The organism is Oerskovia sp. NPDC056781 (genome assembly GCF_042789955.1).
Lineage (GTDB): Bacteria > Actinomycetota > Actinomycetes > Actinomycetales > Cellulomonadaceae > Oerskovia > Oerskovia rustica.
Genome location: NZ_JBHUAD010000257.1, coordinates 1 through 5,253 on the forward strand (window position 1 = coordinate 1; position 5,253 = coordinate 5,253).

At 74.0% G+C, this 5,253-nt stretch carries 5 protein-coding genes; 3 read left to right on the forward strand and 2 right to left on the reverse strand.

Features of this window, described 5'->3' with window-relative positions:
- Positions 1 to 28: 28 nt before the first annotated feature.
- Positions 29 to 928: a DeoR/GlpR family DNA-binding transcription regulator gene (locus ACFRCR_RS16550; RefSeq protein WP_377679042.1), complete on the reverse strand. Its 900-nt coding sequence runs from the start codon at positions 926 to 928 to the stop codon at positions 29 to 31.
- Between the two features lie 249 nt (positions 929 to 1,177).
- Here ACFRCR_RS16550 and ACFRCR_RS16555 point away from each other — a divergent pair, with 249 nt between their 5' ends.
- Positions 1,178 to 2,500, forward strand: a complete 1,323-nt coding sequence (locus ACFRCR_RS16555; RefSeq protein ID WP_377679044.1) for a magnesium transporter MgtE N-terminal domain-containing protein — start codon at positions 1,178 to 1,180, stop codon at positions 2,498 to 2,500.
- A complete protein-coding gene (locus tag ACFRCR_RS16560) occupies positions 2,493 to 3,149 on the forward strand; it encodes a DUF1003 domain-containing protein (RefSeq protein ID WP_377679045.1) in 657 nt (218 codons plus the stop codon). Before ACFRCR_RS16555 ends, ACFRCR_RS16560 begins: the two co-directional genes overlap by 8 nt.
- A gap of 16 nt (positions 3,150 to 3,165) precedes the next feature.
- Here ACFRCR_RS16560 and ACFRCR_RS16565 read toward each other — a convergent pair whose 3' ends face one another.
- Positions 3,166 to 3,963 (reverse strand): maleylpyruvate isomerase N-terminal domain-containing protein, encoded by a 798-nt coding sequence (locus tag ACFRCR_RS16565; RefSeq protein ID WP_377679047.1) that lies wholly within the window; start codon positions 3,961 to 3,963, stop codon positions 3,166 to 3,168.
- Positions 3,964 to 3,997: 34 nt separating this feature from the next.
- On the opposite strand from ACFRCR_RS16565, the gene ACFRCR_RS16570 reads away from it, so the two are divergent.
- Positions 3,998 to 5,200 carry a P-loop NTPase gene (locus ACFRCR_RS16570; RefSeq protein ID WP_377679048.1) on the forward strand — a complete coding sequence of 401 codons (1,203 nt, stop codon included), beginning with the start codon at positions 3,998 to 4,000 and terminating at the stop codon, positions 5,198 to 5,200.
- Positions 5,201 to 5,253: the final 53 nt, after the last annotated feature.

Below are 5,253 nucleotides of genomic sequence, written 5' to 3' on the forward strand. Positions count from 1 at the left end.
CGCGCGGACCGCGCGCGCCCGGCGTCCGTCATGGTGCGGACGTCGTGGACGGGACGCTGGGAGGCGCGGGAGGTGCCGTGGGGACGACGAGGACCTCGATCCCTGCGTCCCGCAGGGGGGCGAGCTGCTCCTCGGTCGCGCCGGCGTCGGTGACGAGCGTGGTGACGGCGGACAGGTCGCAGATCTGTGCGAACGAGCGGACCCCGAGCTTGTCCGAGGTCCCGACCGCGATCACGGCGCGCGAGTGCTCGACCAGGGCGGTCGTGACCCCCGCCTCGTCGGGGTCGGCGCACGTGAGCCCGGCGTGCTCGTCGATGCCGACCATCCCGACGACGAGGACGTCGAGCCACAGGCTCCGAGCCATCGTCACGGCGAGGGGTCCGGTGAGCTCGTAGGACTGCGCACGGGCGGTGCCGCCCAGGCACACGGTCCGTACCTGCGGGCGCAGGACGAGGTCGGTCGCGATGTTGAGCGCGCTCGTGACGACCGTGTAGACGTGCTCGCCGTGCTGGGCCGCCTGCTCGGACGCCTGGTCGGAGATCTCGCCGAGCGCCTTCGCGACGAGAGTCGTGGTGCGACCGCCGTTGAAGCCGACGACGGGCTGGCCGGTGTGGCGTTCCGCGACCAGCCGGGCGGCGGCTTCGGCCACGAGCTGGCGGTCGTCGACCTGCTGGCCGTACCGACCGGGAAGGCCGTAGGCGACGGACGCCGCGACGACGCCGCCGTGGGTGCGGTGCGCGAGGCGCCGGTCGGCCATCTGGTCGAAGTCGCGGCGCACGGTCGACTCGGAGATGCCGAACTGCTCGGACACCTCGGTCACGGACAGCCGCCGGCGGTCGGCGAGCAGCGCGAGCATGCGTTCCCACCGGACGGACTTGCTGAGCCCACCGGGTGCGTCACCGACGGTCGGGTCCTCGTGGCGTGCCATGCGTCTCTCCCTGCCTCGGGGCCGCGGCGCCTGCGCTGCGAGCCGGACCACCTCGTGGACCGTCTGACTGATTCTGACGGATTCACGTCTGTTACTGCCAGATTCAAGCAGACAATGCGACGGGCGTCCAGCACGCCACCACCGCCCCGACCGCTCGGCAGACGGTCAGCACAGGGTCGGCACCTCCTCTCCCCCAGGTCCCCGGACGGTCGGGGCGCCACCGCACCGCGCGGTGCGTAGTCTTGCGACGTGAGTGCAACTACCCGCGTCTTCGTCGCGCGCCTGGCCGGTACGGCGGTGTTCGACCCCCTCGGTGACCAGGTAGGACGCGTGCGTGACGTCGTCGTCCTCCTCCGCCCCAAGGGGGCCCCGCGCGCCGTCGGCCTCGTGGTCGAGGTGCCCGGACGACGACGCGTCTTCCTGCCCCTGACCCGCGTCACGAGCATCGACGCGGGGCAGGTCATCAGCACCGGCCTGGTGAACATGCGACGCTTCGAGCAGCGCGCCATGGAGACCCTCGCGGTGAGCGAGCTGCTCGACCGGACCGTGCAGTTCGTCGACGGCTCGGGGTCCGCGACGGTCGAGGACCTCTCGATCGAGAAGCAGCGCACGGGCGACTGGCTCGTCAACCAGCTCTTCGTGCGCCGTCACACGAGCCCCAACGCGCTGGGGATCCGGCGGCGCGGCGACGCGTTCGTCGTCGAGATCGGCGCGGTCACAGGTCTCGCCGGGACGCCCGAGACCCAGGGCGCGGCCCGCCTGCTCGCGGCGTACGACGACCTCAAGCCCGCCGACCTCGCCGACGTCCTGCACGACCTCGGCGACACGCGCCGCCTCGAGGTCGCCACGGCCCTCGACAACGAGCGCCTCGCCGACGTCCTCGAGGAGCTCCCCGAGGACGACCAGGTCGCGATCCTCTCGGGCCTCGACACCGACCGCGCGGCCGACGTCCTGGAGGCCATGCAGCCCGACGACGCCGCCGACCTCCTGCACGAGCTCCCCCAGGAGCAGGCGGCCGAGCTCCTCGAGCTCATGGAGCCCGAGGAGGCGCGCGACGTGCGCCGGCTCCTCGCGTACGACGAGGACACCGCAGGCGGCCTCATGACGACCGAGCCCGTGGTCCTCGGCCCCGAGACCACGATCGCCACGGCCCTCGCGCAGATCCGCCGGCAGGACCTGCCGCCCGCGCTCGCCGCGCTCGTGTTCGTCGTGCGCCCACCGCTCGAGACGCCCACCGGGCGCTTCCTCGGCGTCGTGCACTTCCAGAAGCTCCTCCGCGAGCCCCCGCACGTGTCGGTCGGGTCGGTGCTCGACTCCGACATCGAGTGGGTGCGCCCCGACGCGCCGCTCGGGCGCGTCACGCGCCTGCTCGCGGCGTACGACCTGCTGGCCCTGCCCGTGCTCGACGACGAGAAGCGCCTGCTGGGCGCCATCAGCGTCGACGACGTGCTCGACCACATGCTGCCCGACGACTGGCGCGAGACCGACGACGACGCGGACGAGTCGAGCCTCGGCACGCAGACCCCCGCGTCCTCCGCCTTCCCGATCCGCCGAGGAGGTCTCCGTGGCTGAGCGCCTCGACACGCCCAAGGCCGCGCGCCGCACCCTCCTGCCGCGCGTCCGCGTCGAGCAGGACGCGTTCGGCAAGATCTCCGAGGGCATCGCCCGCTTCATGGGCACCCCGCGGTTCCTGCTCTACATGACGGTGTTCTGCCTCCTGTGGCTGGGCTTCAACACGTGGGGCCCGGAGTCTCTGCGCTTCGACTCCGCGGCCCTGGGCTTCACGGCGCTGACCCTCATGCTCTCGCTCCAGGCGTCGTACTCGGCCCCGCTCATCCTGCTCGCGCAGAACCGCCAGACGGACCGCGACCGCGTGAGCGCCGAGCAGGACCGCCAGCGCGGCGAGCGCAACCTCGCCGACACCGAGTACCTCGCGCGGGAGATGGCCGCGCTGCGCATCGCGCTCAACGAGGTCGCGACGCGCGACTTCGTGCGCTCCGAGATCCGCAACCTGCTCGAGGAGCTCGACGAGAAGGAGTCGGAGCGCGCGGCCGAGGCTGCCGACACCGGCCGCGCGGGGACCGCGGGCTCGTCGGGCTCCGCCCCCGGACGAGGCGGGCTCGACTCCCCGCTGCCGCGTTCCTCCGGTCGCGGCGCGAACCGCGACGGGCGCCGCGCCACCACGGGGCGCCGCGGGCCCGACTCGTCGGCCGAGCAGTAGGGCTGCTCAGGGGCGGCTACTGCATCCCGTCGCTCGCGACGGCCCGCAGCCGGTCCACGAGCTCCGGGTCGCCGTGCACCGTCAGCCCCTGCCGGTCCGCCCGGCCCCACAACCACAGGTCCAGCGCCCACGCCGGACCCGAGACCTGGGCCGTCGTGGAACCGGGCAGGTCCACGAGCTGTGCCGAGTCGAGGTCGTACGCCGTGCCCGACTCGGGGCCGACCCCGGTGAGCCGCCCGAACGCGAGCTCCCACGACCGCGGCGTCTCCCCCGGCCCGTCGACCGCGACCGAGACCGTGCTCCCGTCGGGCGTGAACGTCCCCCAGGCGGGGATCCCGTCGACCAGCACGCGCAGGACCTCGTCGACCCCGTCCGCCGCGACCTGCGGATCGGCGCCCGTCACGTCGCGACCCGCGGTCTGCTCGGCGTCGACCCGGTGCACCAGGGCCTCGTGGGCCTGGCGCCGGGCGACCCACCCCACGGTGCGCCCCGCGTCGTGCCAGGACCAGCACGGTTCGGACGGGTCGCGGCCCGCGAGGGCCGCGAGCAGGCGCGCCGTCGCGGTCGCGGCGAGGTCGGGCAGCGCCGGGTCGTGCGCCGGGCGCGCGAGGGGAGCGACGTCGTCGGCGTCGAGGCCCTCGCCCGCTGCCGGCCCGACGACGGCGCTCCAGAAGGCCTGCACCTCGGCCAGGTGGTACGTCAGGTCCGCGACGCCCCACTCGGGGCAGGCCGGGACCCGCGCCCCCGGCGGCGCCGCACGCACCGCGTCGAGGAAGAGAGCCGAGTCACGCGCGATCGAGGCCAGGGCGTCCATCCTCGAACGCTAACCGGCCGCTTAGGATGGGGCCATGGCTGGCGGCTCTGCAACACCCACGACCGACGTACTCGAGGACCTCGTCCGGACGGCTCTGACGCAGGTGATGGACCCGGAGATCCGGCGCCCCATCACCGAGCTCGGGATGGTCCGGTCGGTCGAGGTGACGGGCGGCACCGGGGGCGGCGCGGAGGACGCGGGCGAGGCCGGCGCCTCCGTGGGCGGCGCGCGCGTCGTCGTCGGCGTCGACCTGACCGTGGCGGGCTGCCCCATGAAGTCGACCCTCGTCAAGGACGTCACGGCCGCGGCGCAGACCGTGCCGGGCGTGGGCGAGGTGAGCGTCGACCTCGGCGTCATGAGCGCCGAGCAGCGCACCGAGCTGCGCACCATGCTGCGCGGCGGCGTCGGCGAGCCCGAGATCCCCTTCGCGAAGCCCGACTCGCTGACCAAGGTGTACGCGATCGCGTCGGGCAAGGGCGGCGTCGGCAAGTCCTCGGTGACCGCGAACCTCGCGGTCGCGCTGGCCGCCGACGGGCTCAGCGTGGGCGTGGTCGACGCCGACATCTACGGCTTCTCGATCCCCCGCATGCTCGGCGTGGACCGCCAGCCCACGCGCGTCGACAACATGCTCCTGCCACCCGTCGCGCACGGGGTCAAGGTCGTCTCGATCGGCATGTTCGTGCCACAGGGCCAGCCCGTGATCTGGCGCGGGCCCATGCTCCACCGCGCGCTCCAGCAGTTCCTCGCGGACGTCTACTGGGGCGACCTCGACGTCCTGCTGCTCGACCTGCCGCCCGGCACGGGCGACATCGCGATCTCGGTCGCGCAGCTCCTGCCGACCAGCGAGATCCTCGTCGTGACGACCCCGCAGGTCGCGGCCGCCGAGGTCGCGGAGCGTGCGGGCTCGATCGCGACGCAGACCCAGCAGGGCGTCGTCGGCGTCGTCGAGAACATGTCGTGGCTCGAGCAGCCCGACGGGTCGCGGCTCGAGCTGTTCGGCGCCGGTGGCGGGGCGAAGGTCGCGGAGAACCTCACGGCCGCGACCGGTGGACCGGTCGAGCTGCTCGGGCAGGTCCCCCTGGACATGTCGCTGCGCGAGGCCGGGGACGCGGGTACCCCCGTGACGCTCTCGGACCCCGACTCCCCTGCGGCCGTCGCCCTGCGCGGCGTCGCACGGAGCCTGGCCGCCCGCAGCCGTGGGCTCGCGGGTCGACGGCTGGGCCTCTCGCCCGTCTGACGCGCAACGTCTCGCTGCCCGAGCGACCAACGAGGGCCCGCCCCCGGAAGGGC

Bases quoted from the DNA above. Each gene is read 5' to 3' on its own strand.
- ACFRCR_RS16570 (WP_377679048.1), top strand. From the start codon at position 3,998: ATGGCTGGCGGCTCTGCAACACCCACGACCGACGTACTCGAGGACCTC.
- ACFRCR_RS16550 (WP_377679042.1), bottom strand. From the start codon at position 928: ATGGCACGCCACGAGGACCCGACCGTCGGTGACGCACCCGGTGGGCTC.
- ACFRCR_RS16565 (WP_377679047.1), bottom strand. From the start codon at position 3,963: ATGGACGCCCTGGCCTCGATCGCGCGTGACTCGGCTCTCTTCCTCGAC.